Raw genomic sequence first — 19,396 nt, 5'->3', positions numbered from 1 at the left:
GCCATGACAACCACTTCCTATCGCATCGTCCATGGCGGTGACAGCCGCTCCTTTCCCGCGCCCCATGCCTTCCTCGAGGCCGCCACGCCGCAGGGCGAAGCGCGCGTGTTCCTCGGCGCGCAGGCCGGCGCTGCGCTGCACGGGGCCCGGCAAGCACACTCGCTCGACGCCTGTCCCTTCGTCGCGGTCGAGCTCGGCAGCGAATGCCTGGGCGTGCACGGCGGCGAATCGCGCGGGCTCGAAGGCTCCAACCTCGTGGGCTTCGCGCGCTTCCGGCTCGGCGACGCGGCGCCGTCGAACCTGGTCGAGGTGGTGCGTCAGCCCGGCACGCAGGCCGAGTCGCTCGCGGCCGCCTGCGAGGCCTTCCGCGCCGCGGGGCTGGCGGTGGCCGTGTGCGCCGACTTCCCCGGCCGCATCGTCGATCGGCTGCTGCGCCCTTACCTCAATGCGGCGCTGCGCCGGCTCGACGAGGGCCTGGCGAGCGCGGACGATCTCGACAAGACCTTGCGGCTCGGCCTCGGCTATCCCGAGGGACCGATCGCGCTGCTCGAGCGCACCGGCCTTGCGGCGCACTTCGAGGTCACGCAGGCGCTGCATGCGGCGCTCGGCCAGGCCGCGTATGTGCCCGCGCGCCGCGCACAGGTCGCCGCGCAGCGCGCCGCCGCATGATGCCGCCGCTCGAGGGCATCCGCGTGCTCGACCTCAGCACCCTGCTGCCGGGGCCGCTGTGCACGCTGCTGCTGGCCGATGCCGGTGCCGAGGTCATCAAGATCGAGCGGCCCGGGCGCGGCGACGAGATGCGCTCGTACGAACCGCGCTTCGGCGGCGACAGCGCGAACTTCGCGCTGCTCAACCGCGGCAAGCGCTCACTCGCGCTCGACCTCAAGCAGCCCGACGATCGCACTGCCTTCCTCGAACTCGTGGCGACGGCCGACGTGCTGGTCGAGCAGTTCCGCCCGGGCGTGATGCAGCGCCTGGGTCTCGATCCCGCGGCGCTCGCGCGCGTCAATCCGCGGCTGGTCTATTGCTCGATCACCGGCTATGGCCAACACGGGCCGCTTGCCGAGGTGGCGGCGCACGACCTCAACTACCTCGCGCAAAGCGGCATGCTGGGCCTCTCGGCGGGCGCGGACGGCACGCCGCCGCTGCCGCAGGCGCTGGTGGCCGACATCGGGGGCGGCTGCTATCCGGCGGTGATGAACATCCTGCTGGCGCTGCGGCAGCGCGACGCCACGGGCACCGGCTGCCATCTCGACGTGGCGATGGCAGACAACCTGTTCACGCTGATGTACTGGGGCCTGGCCGAGGGGCAGGCCACCGGCCGATGGCCGCGGGCCGGGCGAGGCCTGGTCACGGGCGGCACGCCGCGCTACCAGGTCTATGCGACGCGCGACGGCCGCCATCTCGCGGTGGCACCGCTCGAGGACAAGTTCTGGCACGCCTTCCTCCAGATCATCGAGGCGCCGCGGCTCGAGGATCCCGCGCTCGATCCGCAGGCCACGCGTGATGCGGTGGCGCACGCGATCGCGCAGCGTACGGCCGACGAATGGCTGCAGCGCTTCGAGGGCCGCGATGTCTGCGTGGCGCTGGTCGCGACGCTCGAGGAGGCGGTGACCCATCCGCACTTTCGCGCGCGCGGCCTGTTCGATCGCCGCGTGCGCAACGCCGATGGCGCCGAGATCGCGGCGCTGCCGCTGCCGGTCGACGCGCGTTTTCGTGCGGGAGGCACGAGTGCGTCCTACCCGACGCTGGGCGAGGCCCGACCCCAGGAGTTTGCCGACACACCCGACGCAGAGAGGTTCCGATGAAGATAGGCGTGCCTGCCGAGACAACGACAGGCGAAACCCGAGTGGCCGTGACCCCGGAGACGGCGAAGAAACTGGTGGCGTTGGGGCACACGGTGCGTGTGCAGAGCGGCGCGGGAGTGGCGGCCAGCGTGACCGACGCGGCCTATCAAGCGGCCGGTGCCGAGATCACCGACCAGGCCGGTGCCTTCGGCGCCGAGATCGTGCTCAAGGTGCGCGCGCCGAGCGACGCCGAATGCGCGCTCGCCAAGTCCGGCAGCGTGCTCGTGGGCATGCTCAACCCCTTCGATGCCGCCGGCCTGCAACGCGTGGCCGCGGCCGGCCTCACCGGCTTCGCGCTCGAAGCCGCCCCGCGCACCACCCGTGCCCAGAGCATGGACGTGCTCAGCTCCCAGGCCAACATCGCCGGCTACAAGGCCGTGATGATCGCCGCCGACAAGTACCAGCGCTTCTTCCCGATGCTGATGACCGCCGCCGGCACCGTGAAGGCCGCGCGCGTCGTGATCCTCGGCGTGGGCGTCGCGGGCCTGCAGGCCATCGCCACGGCCAAGCGCCTGGGTGCGGTCATCGAGGCCTCGGACGTTCGCCCCAGCGTCAAGGAACAGATCGAGTCGCTGGGCGGCAAGTTCATCGACGTGCCGTACGAGACCCAGGAAGAGAAGGACGCGGCCGAAGGCGTGGGCGGCTATGCCCGCCCGATGCCCGCGAGCTGGCTCACGCGCCAGCAGGCCGAGGTCGCCAAGCGCGTGGCGCTGGCCGACGTCGTCATCAGCACCGCGCTGATCCCGGGGCGTGCCGCGCCGACCCTCATCACCGAGGACATGGTCAAGTCGATGAAGCCGGGTTCGGTCATCGTCGACATCGCCGCGGGCAAGGGTCCGGTCAATCCAGATGGTGGGGTGGGCGGCAACTGCCCGCTGTCCGAAGCCGACAAGACCGTCGTCAAGCACGGCGTGACCATCGTCGGCGAGACGAACCTCGCCGCGCTGGTGGCGGCCGACGCCTCGGCGCTGTACGCGCGCAACGTGCTCGACTTCCTCAAGCTCGTGCTGACCAAGGAGGGCACGCTGAAGATCGACCTCGAGGACGACATCGTCGCCGCCTGCCGCGTCACGCAGGACGGCCAGGTCACGAAGAAGTAAGCGAACCGCCGAACACGCGAGGAGAAGAAACCATGGACATCGTCTCTCACACCGTCATCAACCTCATCATCTTCGTGCTGGCCATCTACGTGGGCTACCACGTCGTGTGGACCGTCACGCCCGCGCTGCACACGCCGCTGATGGCCGTGACCAACGCCATCTCGGCGATCGTCATCGTGGGCGCCATGCTGGCCGCCGCGCTCACCGAGACCGGCCTGGGCAAGACCATGGGCGTGCTGGCCGTCGCGCTGGCGGCGGTCAACGTCTTCGGCGGCTTCCTGGTCACGCGGCGCATGCTGGAGATGTTCAAGAAGAAGGAGCGCAAGGCCGCGCCCGCAGCCGCCGAGGGAGCTTCCAAGTGAGCATGAACCTCGTCACCCTGCTGTACCTGCTGGCCAGCATCTGCTTCATCCAGGCGCTCAAGGGCCTGAGCCATCCCACCACCTCGATCCGCGGCAACGTCTTCGGCATGACCGGCATGGCGATCGCCGTGCTGACCACCGGCGCGCTGATCTACAAGCTCGCCAGCGGCAACCTCGAGGGCCTGGCCTACGTGCTGGTCGCGCTGGTCGTGGGCGGGGGCCTCGGGGCCTACATGGCCAACAAGGTCGAGATGACCAAGATGCCCGAGCTGGTGGCCTTCATGCACAGCATGATCGGCCTGGCGGCCGTGTTCATCGCGGTGGCCGCCGTGGCCGAGCCGCATGCCTTCAACATCGCGCTCAAGGGCGACCCGATCCCCGCGGGCAACCGCCTGGAGCTGTTCCTGGGTGCGGCCATCGGCGCCATCACCTTCAGCGGCTCGGTGATCGCCTTCGGCAAGCTCTCGGGCAAGTACAAGTTCCGCCTGTTCCAGGGCGCGCCGGTGCAGTTCGCGGGCCAGCACATGCTCAACCTCGTGCTGGGCCTGGCGACCGTGGGCCTGGGCCTCGTGTTCATGGCGACGGAGAACTGGACCGCCTTCTTCGCGATGCTCGCGCTGGCCTTCGTGATGGGCGTGCTGATCATCATCCCGATCGGTGGCGCGGACATGCCGGTGGTGGTGTCGATGCTCAACAGCTACTCGGGCTGGGCGGCCGCGGGCATCGGCTTCAGTCTGAACAACGCGATGCTGATCGTGGCGGGCAGCCTCGTGGGCAGCTCGGGCGCGATCCTGAGCTACATCATGTGCAAGGCGATGAACCGCTCGTTCTTCAACGTGATCCTGGGCGGCTTCGGCGGCGACGCGGCCGCGGCCACGGGCGGCGCGAAGGAGCAGCGCCCGGTCAAGAGCGGCAGCGCCGACGACGCGGCCTTCGTGCTGGGCAATGCCGAGACGGTGGTGATCGTGCCGGGCTACGGCCTGGCCGTCGCCCGTGCGCAGCACGCGGTCAAGGAGCTCGCGGCCAAGCTCACCGAGAAGGGGATCACGGTGAAGTACGCGATCCATCCGGTGGCCGGGCGCATGCCGGGGCACATGAACGTGCTGCTGGCGGAGGCCGAGGTGCCGTACGACCAGGTGTTCGAGATGGAGGACATCAACGGCGAGTTCGGCCAGGCCGACGTGGCGATCATCCTGGGCGCCAACGACGTGGTGAACCCGGCCGCGCACACCAAGGGCAGCCCGATCTACGGCATGCCGATCCTGGAGGCCTACAAGGCCAAGACGGTGATCGTGAACAAGCGCTCCATGGCCGCGGGCTACGCGGGCCTGGACAACGAGCTGTTCTACATGGACAAGACCATGATGGTCTTTGGCGATGCCAAGAAGGTGGTCGAGGAGATGGGCAAGGCGGTCACCGATTGAGTGCATCGACCGCGGCGGTTCAGGGCGTGTTCAACAAACTGGCGAGGCTACGCGACCGACGGAGTGATGTGACCCGAGGCGGCCATCGTTGCGCGGTCCCCTATGAACTGCCGCGCACATTCATCGCCATCCTGACAAGTTCCACCTGCCGCTTGCAGTCGAGCTTTCCCATCAGCATGGCGATCTGCTTGCGTACCGTGTGGATCGAAATTCCCCGGCGCGCCGCGTAGTCAGCGGCCTTCATACCGCTTGCCAGCGCGTGAAGCACTGCAGCCTCGGCGCCTGTGACGCTCAGCGCACCGGCGAGTGCCTCCGGGCTCGCGAGCAGCGGCTCCTCTTCTTGGCGCATTCGAACGAAGAGCAGCGGCTCCGCCGCCAGCCGCAGGATGGGATTTGCCTTCGTCACGTCGATGCTCAGCACGCCCGCGCCCGCCGCCATGGGAAAGGCCATGGTTCGAACGACGCCATCGGCACACGCCGCGGCTAAGCAACCGTCCAGCGTGGCCTGCAGGCGCGCATCCGTGGCGGCAAGACGCCCTTTGCGCTGCAGCAGACCCCTGCGCTCATCGAGCAAGGCTCGCGCCCTGGGCGAAGCATGTACGAGCAGACCATTACGGTGCACGAGACAGCTTGCCTCATCCAGCGCATCGAAGGCCACGTCACTGACGCTCAGCCAGGAGAAGGCGCGTGCCCTGCGCAACGCCATGGCGTCCTGCAAGGCTTTGGAATATCTGCAAATCCTCGCTCCTCGAAGTCTCTCGCTCAGCGTGTCGGATGCGATCTCCCGCTGGAAACCCAGACTCACGCGCCGTCCCGGCCCGTTCTCGACCATGTAGGAATAGAGCTGCCGCATCCGATGCCTGGACATGAAGTCCACGTAATAGGCGTTGCGCTGCCGAAGCGGCTCCGGAATTAGTTTTTGCGTGTCCAGCCAGGTCCCGGGATCGCGCACGACACCTGGCAGGGTCATGACGTCCTGCGCGTGAAAGTGGTCTGCGTAGTCGCGCATGGCACCAAGGTCCGCGCCGAAATTCTGCATGTCGACAAGGCCGTCTCCGTCATAAACGATCATCACCGCGGCATCGCTCTCCACCAGTCTGTTCGCGGTCGATAGGACATCACGCCAAGGTACCTGGACATCGGTGATGGCTCGAACGGCCTCCAGTGCACGCATCAAGTCGACATCTTGTCGCATGGGACTTCTCCTCCGGCAAGCGATGATGCGCCTGGGAGATCGATTCGTCCATCCAGGGCCGGCCTGCCCCATCCGTGCGGCCCCAGCCTTAGGGAATGCTGGCAAGGAGGGGGAGGACTCTTTCTTGCCGGGAGTGTTGAACATTCACCGTGCGGCCACATCACTCAAATTGAGTATGCAGCAGCTACGGGGAACTCAAATTCGGCACGCGACTAGTGCAATTTGTACAGCGCGATGGCCGCGCTGAATTCCGCCTGCTTCTGGTTTGTCGCCTGCAGCAGGAAGGAGTTGAAGGTTGTGTTTTTCGCATACATGGTGGGATCGGTGGTGTCGCAGTGCCTGTCTGCAGAGGTCTGTCGTGAGCAGTACACGACGGCCCTGCGGGCGCTGCTCGGAAAAGTGGCGGAGTCGTTGAAGCCCGCGCCGCTCGTACCCGGTGTGGTGCTGCCAAAAGGCGCCGTGCCGAAGACATTCAGTTGGGTCGGCGCGGGCGCACCGGCGGGTACCGACCAGCCGTCCTTGTCGCCGGGCGGCGAACTGAAGTTGACCCAGATCGGGTTGGCAACAAGCAGGTAGCCACCGCTTGCCGAGCTCGTTGTCAGGAAGTCCCTCAACCCGTCTGACAGCTGTGCCAATGGTTGTTGCCGCAACTCGGCCATCGTCAGCGTGCGCGAGAGTGTCCGTGCGGTCTGAATGACGTTCGGCTTCGTCGCATCGGCGTGGTGGAACTCCACGGTCCAGATGCCCTGGTCGGTGATCGCGCGGATTTGTGCGTCATCGAGTTGCGGTTGCGCATAAGTGAGCGATGTCTCTTTCGCTGCGGGATTGCCGGGCGTCGCCGCGTTTTGATACTCGCCACGCAGCCTGTAGACGGAGCTTCCGGTGATGATGCCGTCGGCCCGAGCGAACCGCAGTGTCGAGTAGCCTGCGCTCGGCAAGAAGGTCAACGGCGTGCCCCACGGCGTCGTGACCACTGCCTTGGCGAAGATGGGCTGGCCTTCGCCATCGGTCAGATTCGGGATCGTGATGTCGTATCCCGTGCCGTAGTTGTTAAATGCCGGCGTGTTCAGGAACTCGCGAAGCTGCGCGTAGGGCTGTACCGTGGCCCGGTACGCGTTGCCGTTGCCGACCAGCTTGAGCGTGTTGCCGACACGGCGTGCGCCCAGTAGATCGAAGGCAGTGTTCCCTTGAGGGTCCCTCGTGCGGTAGCTCAGCACCATGTCTCCGTTGGCGCGGAAGAATTCCACGCTACCCTGCTCCCAGCGAAGTCCTTTCGCGCTCGCGCGAAACAGGCTGGCGTACGCACCCGCGTTCGAGGACGAACGACCCACGTTCGTGCCATTGCTGTAGAAGGTGGATGGATCGTCGTCGAGGAAGAGTTGCCGACATGTCGGTGCCGCGACTGCGGACGGACCGCCGACCGCGTCCGTGTCATCGTTGGACGCCGTGCTGACGCGCTGCGTCAGCGGCAGGGCGTAGCAATCGGTGAATCGCCGGAGCAGGTCCGCCACCAGTGCGGGAGGCGGTACAGCCGCGACCTGCACGCCCGCACCGATCGGCGGAATGCTGCCGTCGCTGCTTCGGAATTGGACGGAGACAGGCGTCCCGTCGGCCGTCTTCACCGTGATCTCGATGTTGGCCGCCCCGCCCTCGGGTCGGACGCTCACGCTCAACACATCGAGCAGCCTGTCCTGCCCTGTGCCGTCGGCCACCAGTGCGTCGAACAACGGGTGACCGATGGCCAAGCCCAGACTGTCCAGCACAGGCTGCAAGGCCGCCTTGAGTTGCGCAATCTGCTGGGAGATGCTGTCGGCCGTGATGATCTCGGGCCGGCTAGACAGCACGCCCGCGAGCTGGGCAGGGTTGCCCGCGGGAGACAACCGGGTGACCACGATGTTCGTGAGCGGCGTGACATTGGCGATGCCCGAACTCTGGACCGCTGCGCTATAGAGCACCTGGTCGTCGCGCAGCGCGCGAATCACCAGCGGTGCCTTGGCCGTCGCTGGCAGCGTGCAGGTGTAGGCGCCGCCGGTATCGGTCTGCGCCGAGCAGACCATGGTGCCGCTGGCATCGGTGACGGTGATCTGCGCGCCGGCGAAGGCTGCTCCGGTCGCTGCCACGCCGCTCAGCGTCGTTCCGGTGGAAGGGTTCGGCGCCGGCGCCGGCGGTTCCCCTGTCGACCCGCCCGTCGGCCAAGGAAAGCCTCCAGCCCCGCCCCCTCCACCCCCGCAGCCGGCCATGACCAACAACACGGCCATCGCCAGATACGACAGCGGCCCCGCCTTCCTCATCGATATTGTCATGTTCTCTTCCTTCGCAAATGTGGCTCGGCCCAGGATGACCCTGGCGCCTGCGAAGGCAGTGTTGCGTAGACCGTGCGCGACGGCATCACCAACTTTAAGTAAGGCGAAACCGCATCTGAGGTGTTTGCGCACCGAGCGTGCGATGGCGGATCGCCAGCCAGAACCGACGCACTGGCTTGTCTTGAACCTGACAGCCTTTGCGGCTCCCGGGGGCGCACGAAGCAACAAGCTCTACGGTCTCGCGCGCCTGAGCTACCCGACGAAGCTGCGGATGTCCCCTAGGACAAATTCCGGCTCGATCAAGAGCGCGAGACTTCGGATCACCATCGCGTCGGCTTGGCTCACACAGACAGCGCCGCTTGGTGCAAGCTGAAAAAGCAAAGGATCGTCATCAAGGTCCCAAATCACCCAGCTCTTCCATTTCGATGAGTCTTCTCATCACAACAGCTTTATCGGCAAGCCAATCTACTGCGATGAAAAGTAGCGCACCTGTCACTTCTGCCTCTGCGGAGGTCCCTGACGGAGCAGGCCCGGGCAGGTATCGCGGGATTACAACTGGCGGCGTCTCGCGTCAATGCGTGCCTGCATGCGATCAAGCACTTCGTCCACAGGATGCGAAACACCAGTTCGTAGATATTCCTGCCAGGCGGCCTCCCCACGCGCGTAGAACCCCGTCGGGGCGCGGCGGAAGTCGACGGCTGGACGCACCGTATCAGCCACGACGGTGCTGATGGTTTCGTCCGCACCCGGGACCTCTTCGAGCCCAGCATGCAGTTCCGGCTCCACGCGAGCGACATGCAAGATGCATGATTTCATGACCGAAGTTGTAGCACGTCTGTAAGGCATTCACCACCGCGGCCCGTCGTGCTTTGCACGCATGCGCACGGCGAGAGCGTCGCCGACCGAACCGAGACCGAACGCCAGGCCAAGGCGAACTGGGGCGCCTCGCGCCGCCTCAGGCCGCGAGCCGCACGCAGCGCGCGAGGTGCGCGCGTCCCACCTCGAGATTCGGCGGCACGCCCATCGCGCAGCGCGGCTGCACCCGGGCGCAGCGCGGCGCGAAGGCGCAGCCCGGCGGCAGGTCGTTGAGGTCGGGCACCGAACCCGGAATCGAATCGAGCGGGCGGCCACCGGTGCCGCCATGCACCGTCGCGCGCAGCAGGCCCTGGGTGTAGGGATGGCGCGGCGCGTCCATCACCTCGGCCACCGGGCCCGATTCGACGAAGCGCCCCGCGTACATCACGGCGATGCGGTCGGCGACTTCGCAGGCCACGCCGAGGTCGTGGGTGACGAAGATGGTGGCCATGCCGAGCTCCTGCTGCAGCTGGCGCAGCAGCAGCAGGATCTGGATCTGCACGGTGGCGTCTAGCGCGGTGGTCGGTTCGTCGGCCAGCAGCAGCCGCGGGCGGCAGGCCAGCGCCAGCGCGATCATGGCGCGCTGGCGCAGCCCGCCCGACAGCTCGTGCGGGTAGGCCTCGAGGCGCCGCTGCGCGGACGGGATCTGCACCAGCTCGAACAGCTCCAGCGCACGCCGATGGCCGTCCTTCACCGAGACGCCGTCGTGGCAGGCCACGGTCTCGGCGATCTGGCGCCCGATGCGGAACACCGGGTCGAAGGCCGTCATCGGTTCCTGGAACACCATCGACACCAGCCCGCCGCGCACGCTGCGCAGCCGCGAGGCCGGCAGGTCGAGGATGCGGATGCCGTCGATGAGGATCTCGCCACCGATGCGCGCCGTCGGCGGGAACAGCCGCATCAACGCGCGCAGGGTCACGCTCTTGCCCGAACCCGATTCGCCGAGCAGGCAGAGCACCTGGCCGCGGTGCACGTCGAAGCTGACGCCGCCGACCACCGGGATGTCGAGATCGCGCGAGACGAAGCGCACCGTGAGGTCGCGTACCTGGACCAGCGGCGCGTCGGCCGAGGAGGGGAGGGCAGAGGAGTGGGATTGCATGGTCCTGCTCACGGTCGATTCGGATTCGAAGGGCTGGCGAGGCTGTGGCCCGAGCCCGCCGTGCAGGCGTTGCAGGCGACCACGTGCCCCGCCTCGGCGCTGGCGAGCGGCGGTTCGGCCGCCGCGCACACGGGCTCGGCGATCGCGCAGCGGGTGCGGAAGCGGCAGCCCGAGGGCGGGTCGACCGGGTTCGGCGGATCGCCCGCGAGCGGCGCCTTCTCGATGCGCCGGCGCGGGTCCATCGACAGCCGCGAGGCCAGCAGGCCCTGCGTGTAGGGGTGCAGTGGCGCCTCGTAGAGCCGCCCGGCCGGCGCCACCTCGATCACCTTGCCGAGGTACATCACCATCACGCGGTCGCTGACGTGGCGCACCACGTTGAGGTCGTGCGAGATGAAGAGATAGGTCAGGCGCAGCCGGCGCTGGAGCTCCTGCAGCAGGTTGAGCACCTGGGCCTCCACCGACTTGTCGAGCGCCGAGACGGCCTCGTCGAGGATCAACACGCGCGGGCCCAGTGCCAGCGCGCGCGCGATGTTCACGCGCTGGCGCTGGCCGCCCGAGAGTTCGTGCGGATAGCGCTGCGCGAACAGGTCGGGCGCGAGGCCGACCAGCCCGAGCGTCTCGCGCGCGCGTTCGCGCGCCATGGCGGTGGGCGTGCCGGCGGCCTTGAGGCCGAACATCACCGAATCCTCGATGGTCAGCCGCGGATTCAGCGAGGCATGGCTGTCCTGGAACACCATCTGCATCTTCTTGCGCATCGCGCGCGTGGCCGCGCTGGTGGCGTGGCCGGCCACGTGGCCGTCGACCTCGACCACGCCTTCGTCGGGTTCGATCAGGCGCATCAGCAGCCGTGCCGAGGTGGACTTGCCGCAGCCCGATTCGCCGACGATGCCGAGCGTCTCGCCGTCGTGGACCTCGAAGCCGATGCCGTCCACGGCCTTGACGTGGGCCGTGACGCGGCCGAGCAGGCCGGACTTGAGCGGGAAATGCTTGCGCAGCCCCGCGACGCGCAGGATGACCGGGCGCGGCGCGGCCTCGGGCGGAGCGTCGGTGGCCGCGGGGGTGGGGTGCGGGAGGGAGTTCATGCGTGCACGTCCATGGCCGCGCGAAGGCCGTCGCTGATGAGGTTGGAACAGATCGAGGTCAGGAAGATCATCACGCCCGGCAGGATCGCGTTGAGCGGCGCGACGTAGATCGACTGGCGCAGCGTGTTGAGCATCAGCCCCCACTCGGCTTCGGGCGGCACCACGCCCAGGCCCAGGAAGCTCAGGCCGGAGGCGATCACGATCGAGACGCTGACCAGGCTCGAGGCATAGATCAGGATCGGCCCGAGCACGTTGCTCAGCACATGGCCGAGCACGATGCGCAGCGCCGAAGCGCCGGTGGCGCGCGCCGCGTCCACGTAGTCCTGCGAGCGCACCTGTGTGGTCACGCTCTCGGCCACGCGCGCGATCGGCGGTACGAAGATCAGCGTGAGCGACACCAGGCTGTTGAGCATGCCCGCGCCGAGCACGCCCGAGATCGCGACCGCCAGCAGCACCGAGGGGAACGCGTAGAACACGTCGACCACGCGCATGATCGCCATGTTGAGCGCGCCGCCCGCGTAGCCCGCCACGATGCCGAGCGTGGCGCCGATCAGCGTGGCGAACAGCACCGGCATGAAGCCCATGAACAGCGAGTTGCGCCCGCCGTGCAGCAGGCGCGAGAGCAGGTCGCGGCCGAGCTCGTCGGTGCCGAGCCAGTGGCTGGCATCGCCGGGCGGCAGCAGCCGCCGCGTCATGCTGGTGGCGAAGGGGTCGTGCGGCGCCACCCAAGGCGCGAACACGGCCAGCGCGATCACCAGCAGCAGCACGGCCAGGCAGGTCAGCGTGAGCGGATCGCGCGCGAGCCGGCGCGCCACCTGCTGCCAGAAGCTGCGCGAGACCGGCCGCCGCGATGCGGCTGCGGGAGCGGGCACGGCAGATGCCGATGGCACGGCCGCGGGACGAAGAGGAAGAATCCGGTTCATGGCTCAGCTGCGCTTGATGCGCGGATCGAACATCGTCTGGACCAGATCCACGGCGAGGTTGATGAAGACGAAGAACATCGACAGCACGAGGATGGTTCCCTGCAGCACCGGCAGGTCGCGCGTGAAGATGGCGGTGTTCAGCAGGAAGCCGGTGCCCGGCCACGAGAACACCGTCTCCACCAGGATCGAGCCGCCGAGCAGCTGCGCGAGCTGCAGGCCGGCGATGGCCAGCACCGTGGGCGCCGCGTTCTTCACGATGTGCACGAACACGCCGAAGGGCGGCAGCCCCTTGGCATGGAGCGTCTGCACGAACTCGCGCTTGCACACCTCGGCGACCGTGCTGCGCACCGTGCGCGCCACGATGCCGGCCGGGATCACCGCCATCGCGATCGCGGGCAGCACCAGAGCGCGCAGGCTGTCGGCACTCAGCGAGAAGGTGGTGTCGGCGCCCTGCGAGCCCATGCCCATCGCGGGCAGCAGGCCCAGGTTGACCGAGAACACCACCACCAGCACCATGCCGAGCCAGTAGTGCGGAATGCTCACGCCGGTGACCGCCACGGTGGTCACCGCGCGGTCGAGCGTGCTGCCGCTGCGAAAGCCCGCCACCAGCCCGAGCAGCAGGCCCGCCGACATGCCCAGCAGCGTGGCGGCCGCGGCGAGCGCGAAGGTGTTGACCACCGCGGGCGCCACCTCGTCGAGCACCGGGCGGCGCGTCACCGTCGACTGGCCGAAGTCGCCGGTGAGCACGTGGCCCAGCCATTTCAGGTATTGCTCGGGCAGCGAGCGATCGAAGCCGTAGGCGGCGCGCACCTCGGCCACCAGTTGCGGGCTGGCGCTCTCGGGCAGCACCGCGCTCAGCGGATCGCCCGGTGCCAGGTGGATCAGCGCGAAGCAGAACAGCGACACGCCGATCGCGATCGGCACGGTGTAGAGCAGGCGGCGCAGGAAGTAGACGAACATGGCGGTGCCCGGCGCTCAGTCCACCACGACCGGCGTCAGGTCCTGGATCCAGCTCTGTGCCTGCACGAAGCCCTTGACGCGCGGCGACAGCGCGCGCGGGTTCACGTCGTGCACGACCCAGATCCACATCGCCTGGTCGACGATGCGCGCATGCAGCTCGGCCAGGATGCGGTCCTGCTCCTTCGGATCGAAGGTGGTGCGCGCGCGCGTCACCAGCTCGTCGGCCTTCGGGTCGTTGAAGCGGCCCCAGTTGTAGCCCGTGGGCACCGGCTCGAACGAGGCCGCGGTCTTGATCAGCGCGATGTCCGGGTCCCAGAAGCCCCAGCTGTTGTTGACGCCATGGCGGCCCTTGTTCTCGGGTGCCCAGGCGCCGGCGCGGCGGCGCGCGCGCAGCGCTTCCCAGTCCATCACCTCGAACTCGAGGTCGATGCCGACCTGCTTGTAGTTCTCCTTGATCAGCTCGTTCATCGACAGCGGCTGCATCTGGCCCGAGCCCGAGGGCGCGATCACGATCTTGATACGCGCCGGGTTGCTCTTGCTGTAGCCCGCCTCGGCCAGCAGCCTGGTGGCGGCGGCCGGGTCGTACTTGATGTCGAAGGCCGGGCTGCCGAACCACGGATGGCCCGGCGTGACCATGCCCTTGGCCGGCAGCGCGAGCCCGCCCAGCAGCTTCACCATGCCCTCGCGATCGATCGCGAGGTTGGCGGCCTTGCGCACGCGCACGTCCTTCAGCGGCGAGTCGTCGAGCAGGCTGATCTGGTAGGCCCAGACGTGCGGGTACTTGTTGGTCACGATCTGCATGCCGGCCTGCCGCAGCCGTGGCACCGCGTCGGGCGGCGGCGCTTCCACCCAGTCGACCTGGCGCGACAGCAGCGCGGCCACGCGCGTGTTCGGATCGGGCATCGGCAGCAGCACCAGGCGGTCGGATTTCGGCACCCGCGCCGCGTCCCAGTACTGCGCGTTGCGGACCAGCTCGGCGCGCTCGCGCGGCACCAGCTTCTGCAGGATCCACGGGCCGGTGCCCGAGGGCTGGGCGGCGAACTTGTTCCAGTCCTTGCCCACCTCGGCCCAGCGCTTCGGGCTCGAGAAGAAGATGTTGACCAGGTTGTAGGGCAGCACCGCATCGGGCTTGGCGGTGCGGATCTGCACCGTGTGGTCGTCGACCTTGGCCCAGCCGCTGATCGCGCTGTAGTACTGCGAGCCCTGGGTCGACTGGGCCTGGTCGAACTGCGGCGCGTCGCGCTTCATCAGCTTCTCGAGGTTCCAGACCACCGCGTCGGCGTTGAACTCGGAACCGTCGTGGAACTTGACGCCGCGGCGCAGCTTGAAGGTCCACAGCGTCTTGTCGGTGGCCGAGACCGACCAGCTCTCGGCCAGCGCGGGCCGCAGCACCGCCGTCTTGTCCGCGCTCGACAGGTCCCAGCTCACGAGCGAGTCGTAGACCGTGCCGCCCATGAAGCGCAGCCCCTCGGTGCCCTGGCTCGGCTGTCCGGTGGTCAGCGGGATGTCGGCCACGGTCATGCCGACGCGCAGGACCTTCTCGGCCAGCGCCGACAGCGGCAGCAGGCCCGCCGCGAACAGGGATGCGGCCAGCAGCCGCGACGCGAAAGCGCGAGTTCTCGATCTCATATGTGCTCCTCTACGATTCGATGCGACCCCGCTGGCATCGGCTCGGCGGCCGTGTCTCGCGGGGCGGGTGGTGATGCCAAGGGGCAGGTTCCGTGCCAGCGGAACCCAGGCCGCGCGGCGCCCGGTGGCGGCCGGGTCTGTCTGCCGCGCAGACAGATCGGGCGCCTCGGCTGTCGCGCGCGCGTACAGCCGGACACCCGGAACCCTCAGGCCATCGCGGGCTGCCCGTCGGGCAGTTCGAACTGGCCGGCGGGCAAGGTGCCGAGGTAGTCCAGCAGCTCCGCGGTCTTCACCACGTCCGCGTACTTCGCGTGCATGTCGCACAGGTTGATCGCGTGGCTGGCCTGCGCGCGGTCGAAGCAGCCGTCCTCCGCCACCGCCACGCGGTAGTTGAGGCTGAAGGCGTCGATCACCGTCGCGCGCACGCAGCCCGAAGTAGTGGTGCCGGTCACGATCACGCTGTCGCAGCCCAGCAAGGTGAGATAGCTCGCGAGGTTGGTGCCGAAGAAGCCCGAGGGCTTCTGCTTGAGGACCACGAGGTCGCGCGGCCCCGGCGCGATCTCGGCGACGATCTCGTTGGCACCGCGCGAGGATTTCGCGATCTGCTCGCCGTCGTCGCTCAGGCGCGCATCCTTCCAGCGCCAGCTGCCGCCGTCCCAGCTGTCGGCGCGGCGCACGCCGGTGGTGTAGATCACCGGCACGCCGCGTTCGCGGCTCTTGTCGATCAGGGCGCGGATGTGCGGGATCGCGAGCCAGGCGTCCTCGCCGCAGGAGGTGTGCCAGTTGCGTATCGATTCGAGGATCGGCACCGGCTTCTCGTCGCAGAAGGCGTAGCTCACGTCGATGACCAGCAGCGCCGGCCGCTTGCCGAAGCCGCCTCTCGCGCCGAAACCGGAGGTGGTGAAGACCTCCTTGTCGCGCGTGGTGAGAAACTTGTCCCATGGACGTTCTTGCATGTTCGAGGCTCCAGGTGGTGTTGAGAGTCACTCGTTCTGCAAACGTCGTGCCCCGGTCGCCGCGCTCGTGCGCAGTGCGAGATCACATCCCGATTTCCCTCTGAAAGCACGTCTGCGTGCCAGCGTACGAGGTGTGTGGTGGCTGCCCTTGCCATGTGTGCAGCGACGACACTTGTGCGCCGCGCTGTGCGCGCGATCGACACCGCTATGGATTCAAAGCACCGTGCGGGATGCCGGCGAGGTGCAGCACAAGGGCAAGGACGAGCAGGTGTGCGGGGTAGAAGACATAGAAGACCCATCGCCACCGTTCAAGGGGGACATGGATGCGGCTGACCCCCCAGATCAAGGGCAGCGCGGCGAGGGCAGCGAAGTTGCCGTTGACGAGCCACAGGGACGCGGTCGCAAGCAGCCATGCAGCTGCGGTCCTGAAGCGCGGGCGGCGAATGAAGGAGCGCGCGCCCAGGCAGCACAGCAGTCCCGGCCACCAGAATTCAACCACCGTGCCACCAACCACAAAGGTGACCAGTGCCAGACATCGATGGCCAACGGTCCGGAGTTCCAGCAGCCAGGCGATCAGAGTCGCGACGAGCAACGTCGCCATGATGTTCAGTGGCCACCATCCGACAAGCAGCACGAACGCAGGCGTCGCGAGCACACTGAAGGCCGCAAGCCGCTTCACTACACGTCGATGAACACTCGCGGCCTCCATGCGAGGGCGCGCGAGGTTGTACATGAGCACAAAGCCAAAGAGCGGCATCGCCATGCGACCGAGCAGGTAGAGCGTCGCGACCTGCCCGCCCAGAAGGTACTTGTTGACGTGGTCCCCCACCATCAATGCCAGCGCGAGCCACTTGAGCGCCTCGAGCGATCCGTCCGCCAGGTGCCAGCGGCCGCTGGCCGCCGCTTCGCCGGTGCCGTCCCCACGTGTCGTGGGCATCGAGGTCTTGGTGCGAGCATCACGACGCATGGTCATCAGGCAATGTACGGGGCGAGCCTGCCGGGCCAGCCGGAGGGGGCGCGCCTCTGCCTTGCGAATTCACGGCCGCTCATGGGCATGTCTGTCCCACTCGGCAGCGCGTCCCGGTCCTGGCAGGATGGGCGCTCGCGCCATCGCCACCCGCCTGTCTGGGAGATGGATGTCCAGTCCATCGGCGAGCGCGTCGGCGATGCGATGGCGAATGGATGCGAGCAACTGCTGCTGAGAGCGCGGATCGGCAGTGAGGCGCTGGGCGTACTGCGCGGCCAGTCGCAGTCCGGCCATGGCGTATGTCAGACGGGGGTCGCGCTGCATCGTCCCTGGCGACGGCGTTCGATCGGCCCGCAGCTGCTGGGCCTCTTGCGCGAGCATGTGCATATGGTCTTGCGTCTCGATACGCCATTGGCGCCGCTGCGCAAGCACCCGCTCTTCGCCGATAGCGTCTGCATGGCCATCCTGGGCGGGAACGCGAAGCCGGACGGGTTTCGTGCCCAGGGGCAAGACGACGACCTCGTCTCCGATGCGTGGCTGGGATACCGCTCGCTGGAGAGCCGCTTCCAGGCCGGCGCCCCAAAGCCTGCGTTTTCCAACCTCCGTGCGCAGGGTCACGTAAAACGAGCGTCGCGCTGCCGGATCGAATGGATAGGGCGCCGCGGCGGCCTCCAGCAACACGCCGCGCACCGGCGCGTGACGCCCGAGTGGACGCCTCGTGCTGACGGTCCCCTGTGGATCGGACCCCGATGGCGGTGAAGGCGCGGCCCCTGGCGGCGGCCCGTCGAGTGGGTCGACGTTGGATGTGGAGTGCATGCGATGGCTTTGGTTGGACCGGACCGCTCAGACCAGCAGGCGGGCCATGAACTCGTCGGTGCGGCATTTCATTTCCGCCTCACTGAGTGATTCGGTGGGGATGTCGACGTCGTCGAAGTCGAAAGAGAAGTCCTTCAGATCCAAACTGCCGTCGAGCACGGCATGGGCTATCTGCAGCTCATCCTTCGCCAACGCATGGCCCGTGCTCGTGGCGGGTGTCGTCGAAGTCGCAGCGCTCGCTCCTGCCGGTGGCGCAGGCGCGGCCATCACAAGCTTCGGGACTTCGGGCGGGGCGATTTCCCGCCGAGCAAAGGATTTGTCCTTGAAGTAGATGATGCGGTGAGCGAGGACGGGCCTGAGTCCTTCGTAGAAAAGGATCATGCGCGCCGGGTCGAGCTCCTTGACTTCCTGGGGCAGCAGCAGCCGGCGCGGCTGTTCGCTGATGCTGACGCTGCCCGATGTGCCTGAGCCGCCCCATATCGGCCGACTGACGCTCTTTTGGCGGACCGTGTAGGTGCCGAGTTCGCGCGAGATGGCCTCGGCATCTTCATACTCTTTCGGCGGAAAAACGATGCGCGCGGCGAGCATCTTGCGAATCGATTTGGCACCCTCCACGCCGTACTTCTCGATCAGCTGCGAGTTGGACTGGACGATCACCACGGTGCGCACGTTGTAGCCGGGCAGGAACGCCGTGGATTCCGCGATCACCGGAATGCGCCCGAGCGCGGGGAACTCGTCGAGCATGAGCAGCAGCTGGTGCTTCAGGGCCGGGTTGCTCTCGGGCAGTTCACGCGTCTGCAAACCGATGGCCTGCTGGAAGAACAGGTTGAGCAAGGGCTGCAGACGCGCGATGTTGTCTGGGTTGATCTGCACATAGATCGAGATCGGACGCTTGCGCAGGTCGCGAAGATCGAAGTCGTTGGCCGAAGTGGCCGCGTCGATCATGGGGTTGAGCCACAGATCAAGTCGACTCGTGAAGGTCTTGCGGATGCTCGAGGCGGTCGTTGGCGCGAGGTCGATGACGTCGTAGAGACTGCGCACAGCCTCCTGCGACAGCGGGTAGCCGGCGCGCTCGCACGATTCGATGACGCGCTTCCAGTGTTTCTGGAAGCCCTCCGCGTCGCTCGCCATGCCTTGGCGCAGGACTTCACCCAAGGTGCGTGTCGCCCCGGGTGTCTCGAACAGGTACAGCGCGATCCCAAGGAACAGCGATCGCGCGGACGAGGTCCAGAAGGGATCGCCCGCCAGGGGATCCGGGAACAGCATCGTTCCGATGCGCTGCAGGTCGTCGATGCAGCGGTAAGGCGTTTGCGACACATAGCCCAGCGGATTCCAGCGCGAGGAGCGCTCCTGCTCGGACAGGGGATCGAACAGGTGCACTTCCTGACCCTTGGAGAGCCGGAATCCCGCCGTGCGCATGAAGTTCTCTCCCTTCACGTCGCTCACGATGGTGGAACCGGGCCAGTTCAGCAGGTTGGGCACCACCACGCCCACGCCCTTGCCGCTGCGAGGAGGTGCTTCGACCTCGGCGCCTTGCTGACCGGCGAGCACGAGGTAGCGCGCGCCCAGGCGCCCGAGAACGATGCCGTTGTCTGCGAGCAGCCCGGCCTTTCGGATCTCGCGGTGCGTGGCGAAGCGGGCCTCGCCATGCAGCGCGCGTCGGCGTGGGACCATCGCGATGGCGACGCCACCGAGCGTGATCCCTTGTGCTCCCACCAAAGCGGCCAGCAGCGATCGACGAACATCGGGTCGATCACCGTAGACAAGCCAATAGTCAACGATCGTCGACAGCGTGGCGCTCTGGGGCGGCAGCTTCATGAGCATCAAGAAGGCGTAGCCGGCAGCCCACAGACCGACCACGGCGGCAACGAGCAAGGC

Annotated in this window: 16 protein-coding genes; 6 read left to right on the top strand and 10 right to left on the bottom strand. The window is 67.6% G+C overall.

What is annotated here, in order from left to right:
- Nucleotides 1-3: 3 nt before the first annotated feature.
- The 5 genes from AC07RV_RS18165 to AC07RV_RS18145 are packed head-to-tail and all read left to right on the top strand — an operon-like array spanning nt 4 to nt 4,733.
- Entirely contained in the window at nt 4-669 is a 666-nt protein-coding gene (locus tag AC07RV_RS18165; RefSeq protein WP_444814208.1) for a 3-hydroxyacyl-CoA dehydrogenase family protein, read from the top strand.
- Entirely contained in the window at nt 666-1,808 is a 1,143-nt protein-coding gene (locus AC07RV_RS18160) for a CaiB/BaiF CoA transferase family protein (RefSeq protein ID WP_444814209.1), read from the top strand. Before AC07RV_RS18165 ends, AC07RV_RS18160 begins: the two co-directional genes overlap by 4 nt.
- The gene (locus tag AC07RV_RS18155) at nt 1,805-2,947 is read left to right on the top strand and encodes a Re/Si-specific NAD(P)(+) transhydrogenase subunit alpha (protein ID WP_492713887.1); all 1,143 of its coding nucleotides are present in this window, start codon (nt 1,805-1,807) and stop codon (nt 2,945-2,947) included. The genes AC07RV_RS18160 and AC07RV_RS18155 overlap by 4 nt, the downstream gene beginning before the upstream one ends.
- A gap of 32 nt (nt 2,948-2,979) precedes the next feature.
- Entirely contained in the window at nt 2,980-3,309 is a 330-nt protein-coding gene (locus AC07RV_RS18150; protein WP_093350473.1) for an NAD(P) transhydrogenase subunit alpha part 2, read from the top strand.
- On the top strand, nt 3,306-4,733 hold the full coding sequence (locus tag AC07RV_RS18145) for an NAD(P)(+) transhydrogenase (Re/Si-specific) subunit beta (protein WP_431513305.1): 1,428 nt from the start codon (nt 3,306-3,308) through the stop codon (nt 4,731-4,733). Before AC07RV_RS18150 ends, AC07RV_RS18145 begins: the two co-directional genes overlap by 4 nt.
- 100 nt (nt 4,734-4,833) lie before the next feature.
- On the opposite strand, the gene AC07RV_RS18140 is transcribed toward AC07RV_RS18145, so the two are convergent.
- The 9 genes from AC07RV_RS18140 to AC07RV_RS18100 form a co-directional block, all read right to left on the bottom strand.
- Nucleotides 4,834-5,928 carry a helix-turn-helix transcriptional regulator gene (locus AC07RV_RS18140; RefSeq protein ID WP_492713884.1) on the bottom strand — a complete coding sequence of 365 codons (1,095 nt, stop codon included), beginning with the start codon at nt 5,926-5,928 and terminating at the stop codon, nt 4,834-4,836.
- Between the two features lie 212 nt (nt 5,929-6,140).
- Nucleotides 6,141-8,231 carry a carboxypeptidase regulatory-like domain-containing protein gene (locus tag AC07RV_RS18135; protein WP_492713882.1) on the bottom strand — a complete coding sequence of 697 codons (2,091 nt, stop codon included), beginning with the start codon at nt 8,229-8,231 and terminating at the stop codon, nt 6,141-6,143.
- A 955-nt stretch (nt 8,232-9,186) separates the two neighbouring features.
- Entirely contained in the window at nt 9,187-10,185 is a 999-nt protein-coding gene (locus tag AC07RV_RS18130) for an ABC transporter ATP-binding protein (RefSeq protein WP_492713880.1), read from the bottom strand.
- A gap of 8 nt (nt 10,186-10,193) precedes the next feature.
- On the bottom strand, nt 10,194-11,267 hold the full coding sequence (locus tag AC07RV_RS18125; RefSeq protein WP_492713878.1) for an ABC transporter ATP-binding protein: 1,074 nt from the start codon (nt 11,265-11,267) through the stop codon (nt 10,194-10,196).
- Nucleotides 11,264-12,190 carry an ABC transporter permease gene (locus AC07RV_RS18120; protein WP_492713876.1) on the bottom strand — a complete coding sequence of 309 codons (927 nt, stop codon included), beginning with the start codon at nt 12,188-12,190 and terminating at the stop codon, nt 11,264-11,266. Before AC07RV_RS18120 ends, AC07RV_RS18125 begins: the two co-directional genes overlap by 4 nt.
- 3 nt (nt 12,191-12,193) lie before the next feature.
- On the bottom strand, nt 12,194-13,150 hold the full coding sequence (locus AC07RV_RS18115; protein ID WP_492713874.1) for an ABC transporter permease: 957 nt from the start codon (nt 13,148-13,150) through the stop codon (nt 12,194-12,196).
- A 15-nt stretch (nt 13,151-13,165) separates the two neighbouring features.
- On the bottom strand, nt 13,166-14,779 hold the full coding sequence (locus AC07RV_RS18110; RefSeq protein ID WP_492713872.1) for an ABC transporter substrate-binding protein: 1,614 nt from the start codon (nt 14,777-14,779) through the stop codon (nt 13,166-13,168).
- 206 nt (nt 14,780-14,985) lie between these two features.
- The gene (locus AC07RV_RS18105; protein ID WP_492713870.1) at nt 14,986-15,735 is read right to left on the bottom strand and encodes an isochorismatase family protein; all 750 of its coding nucleotides are present in this window, start codon (nt 15,733-15,735) and stop codon (nt 14,986-14,988) included.
- Between the two features lie 205 nt (nt 15,736-15,940).
- Complete coding sequence (locus AC07RV_RS18100) at nt 15,941-16,708, bottom strand: TraX family protein (RefSeq protein WP_492713868.1); 768 nt, start codon at nt 16,706-16,708, stop codon at nt 15,941-15,943.
- Between the two features lie 159 nt (nt 16,709-16,867).
- Here AC07RV_RS18100 and AC07RV_RS18095 point away from each other — a divergent pair, with 159 nt between their 5' ends.
- Nucleotides 16,868-17,461, top strand: coding sequence for a hypothetical protein (locus AC07RV_RS18095; protein ID WP_492713866.1), 594 nt, complete (start codon nt 16,868-16,870; stop codon nt 17,459-17,461).
- An 84-nt stretch (nt 17,462-17,545) separates the two neighbouring features.
- Here the strand turns inward: AC07RV_RS18095 and AC07RV_RS18090 are convergent, their stop codons facing one another.
- Nucleotides 17,546-19,393 (bottom strand): type IV secretory system conjugative DNA transfer family protein, encoded by a 1,848-nt coding sequence (locus AC07RV_RS18090; RefSeq protein WP_492713864.1) that lies wholly within the window; start codon nt 19,391-19,393, stop codon nt 17,546-17,548.
- Nucleotides 19,394-19,396 lie beyond the last annotated feature (3 nt).

The sequence above is a fragment of the Variovorax sp. GW821-FHT09B01 genome (genome assembly GCF_059418345.1).
Note: the sequence above shows the minus strand (reverse complement) of the source record. Positions and strands in the feature narration are given on the sequence as shown.

Excerpts from the sequence above, each read along its gene's own strand:
- AC07RV_RS18155 (WP_492713887.1), top strand. The coding sequence starts at position 1,805 with ATGAAGATAGGCGTGCCTGCCGAGACAACGACAGGCGAAACCCGAGTG.
- AC07RV_RS18095 (WP_492713866.1), top strand. The coding sequence starts at position 16,868 with ATGGATGTCCAGTCCATCGGCGAGCGCGTCGGCGATGCGATGGCGAAT.
- AC07RV_RS18165 (WP_444814208.1), top strand. The coding sequence starts at position 4 with ATGACAACCACTTCCTATCGCATCGTCCATGGCGGTGACAGCCGCTCC.
- AC07RV_RS18105 (WP_492713870.1), bottom strand. The coding sequence starts at position 15,735 with ATGCAAGAACGTCCATGGGACAAGTTTCTCACCACGCGCGACAAGGAG.
- AC07RV_RS18115 (WP_492713874.1), bottom strand. The coding sequence starts at position 13,150 with ATGTTCGTCTACTTCCTGCGCCGCCTGCTCTACACCGTGCCGATCGCG.
- AC07RV_RS18120 (WP_492713876.1), bottom strand. The coding sequence starts at position 12,190 with ATGAACCGGATTCTTCCTCTTCGTCCCGCGGCCGTGCCATCGGCATCT.
- AC07RV_RS18100 (WP_492713868.1), bottom strand. The coding sequence starts at position 16,708 with ATGACCATGCGTCGTGATGCTCGCACCAAGACCTCGATGCCCACGACA.
- AC07RV_RS18125 (WP_492713878.1), bottom strand. The coding sequence starts at position 11,267 with ATGAACTCCCTCCCGCACCCCACCCCCGCGGCCACCGACGCTCCGCCC.
- AC07RV_RS18130 (WP_492713880.1), bottom strand. The coding sequence starts at position 10,185 with ATGCAATCCCACTCCTCTGCCCTCCCCTCCTCGGCCGACGCGCCGCTG.
- AC07RV_RS18150 (WP_093350473.1), top strand. The coding sequence starts at position 2,980 with ATGGACATCGTCTCTCACACCGTCATCAACCTCATCATCTTCGTGCTG.
- AC07RV_RS18135 (WP_492713882.1), bottom strand. The coding sequence starts at position 8,231 with ATGACAATATCGATGAGGAAGGCGGGGCCGCTGTCGTATCTGGCGATG.
- AC07RV_RS18110 (WP_492713872.1), bottom strand. The coding sequence starts at position 14,779 with ATGAGATCGAGAACTCGCGCTTTCGCGTCGCGGCTGCTGGCCGCATCC.
- AC07RV_RS18140 (WP_492713884.1), bottom strand. The coding sequence starts at position 5,928 with ATGCGACAAGATGTCGACTTGATGCGTGCACTGGAGGCCGTTCGAGCC.
- AC07RV_RS18160 (WP_444814209.1), top strand. The coding sequence starts at position 666 with ATGATGCCGCCGCTCGAGGGCATCCGCGTGCTCGACCTCAGCACCCTG.